At 41.0% G+C, this 1,225-nt stretch carries 2 protein-coding genes; one reads left to right on the top strand and one right to left on the bottom strand.

What is annotated here, in order from left to right:
• Nucleotides 1-69: 69 nt before the first annotated feature.
• On the bottom strand, nucleotides 70-480 hold the full coding sequence (locus tag AAE02nite_RS26075; protein ID WP_146905856.1) for a DUF6157 family protein: 411 nt from the start codon (nucleotides 478-480) through the stop codon (nucleotides 70-72).
• A 208-nt stretch (nucleotides 481-688) separates the two neighbouring features.
• Between AAE02nite_RS26075 and AAE02nite_RS26070 the strand changes: the two genes are divergently transcribed.
• The coding region (locus AAE02nite_RS26070) for a GNAT family N-acetyltransferase (RefSeq protein WP_146905853.1) at nucleotides 689-1,225 on the top strand (537 nt) is incomplete at its 3' end.

Below are 1,225 nucleotides of genomic sequence, written 5' to 3'. Positions count from 1 at the left end.
CTAGGCTAAGGTTTTGGCAATGCTGTTATTGGGATAAGAAGTTAATGCACTATTTAATAACCGTTTTACTTACCGCTTACTTTTCATAGCCGGTATAACTTTAATATTTTCTGATTCTAAAAGCGTTTTATATGCTTCCGATTCCAGCGGGTAAATAGCAATTTTACCTTCCTGGTTGTAGTGCGCTCCCCAGCCGTATCGTTTGGTTAAAGACGATGCCCGCATACAAGGATGTCCTTTGGAGAACAATTCCTGCTTAATTTTTTCGGCACTGGTTTCTAAAGTTTCAGCCGGGATTTCCTTTTGTAATACAAACACCTGGTAAACTAATTCTTCGTGGTTATAGGTATAGGGTTTTTCGGTGAGCAACTCATACTGGAAAACATGCACCGGCTTGTTATTAGTTTTGGCCACCGGTATTTCGCTCTTACTAACCGGACAATCGACGGCTACTTTAATCAGGGTATTGGTATAACTCATGGCTTATATTTTAAGATTAAAAGGTGCCATAATATAAGTAATTTGTTCCTGATAGCACACCGAATCTAAAAAATGTAAAATCAATTATAACTGCCAATCCGAGATTCTTCTGGAAAATATTGGCTTTAGGAACAGAATTTTATAATAAAATATTTTTCTTTCCTTGCGCCCAGTCAATTATACTTACAGGCAGTAAACTGCTTTTAAAATGAAACAAAGCCTGGTGCCTGCTCCATACGAAATAATTTATGCCAAAGCTGCTATCAAGATTTTGATGGCGCCCGGAGCAACACCCGAAATAATTAGCCTTTTAAAAAATACCGTTTACGGCACCCACGGCCCCCGTTACCAGCACACCGGGCACGACCAGAAAATTAATCATATTCAAAATCCTTTTTTCTTTCAATTATTAAAAGACGAGCGGGTAATTGGTACCTATTGCCTCTCGCAGCGGCTGGTAAAAATTGCAACTGGCGAAGCCCTTAGTTTCTACGGCCGTTATTTTTCCATTAGTCCGGAATATATTGGCCAAGGCTACGGCAGTCTGCTAAAAAAAGAAGCCCTGGCCTATCTGGAACGTACAATAACGCCGCCCTTTTTCTTTTATTCTTACATCGAAGAAACGAATCAGCGGTCGCTGGCAATCTCTAAAAAAGACGGTTACCAGCCCATTGGTTCCTTAGAAGCGGTGCTTTTTAGCCGGCTTTACCCTCAGCCAGATAAAAGGTTTAGCCGCCTGCCGCCC

Source organism: Adhaeribacter aerolatus, assembly GCF_007991635.1.
Classification (GTDB): Bacteria; Bacteroidota; Bacteroidia; order Cytophagales; family Hymenobacteraceae; genus Adhaeribacter; species Adhaeribacter aerolatus.
The sequence above is the reverse complement of the archived record's forward strand: the minus strand, read 5'-3'. Positions and strand labels throughout refer to the sequence as shown.